We start from the raw sequence: 503 nt of genomic DNA, 5'->3' as shown, positions 1-503 counted from the left end.
AAAGTGACGATCAGCGAATAGTCGCCTCTGTCCGCTCCAAGATAAGAAAAAGCGCCTAACCTCTTCTGACTTAGGCGCTTTTTTTGTGTTGATGATTAGTAGAAATTCTTGGATTAGATAGAATTATTGATAGAAAATCTCGGCTTTGGCACCGACCAAATCGAGTTCAGAACCATGAAAATTAGCTAGGTATTCCGCGACTAGGTTATACCCCACCCAATACCCCATGTACTTCGGCCAGCGGCTTTCATCGCTTCCCAAAAAGTAAGCATCAAAGTTGTAATCCAAGCTCGTTAACTTATCTTTCATCTCTGTGTAAAACGGCCGCCAGTCGCGGTCTTTTATCAACTCAAACAAACTCGGAATGATGCCGCCGTTGACCTGACGTTCAAAATGGCAAGCCAAGCCTTCCATGATCAACACCTCTCCAAGAGTGAGCCCATTTTCTCCCGATCGCATCCGAAACAGATGATGCAATTCATGCGCGAGCACTGCAGCCAGTT

General features: G+C 45.5%; 1 protein-coding gene. It reads right to left on the bottom strand.

Translation table 11 applies throughout. The features are described 5' to 3' along the window. Nucleotides 1-123 precede the first annotated feature (123 nt). Nucleotides 124-503 (bottom strand): DUF2268 domain-containing putative Zn-dependent protease (locus R7R78_RS29825; protein WP_225475054.1); only part of this gene is annotated, 380 nt, incomplete at its 5' end.

It is taken from the genome of Vibrio sp. 2134-1, assembly GCF_033339495.1.
Note: the sequence above shows the minus strand (reverse complement) of the source record. Positions and strands in the feature narration are given on the sequence as shown.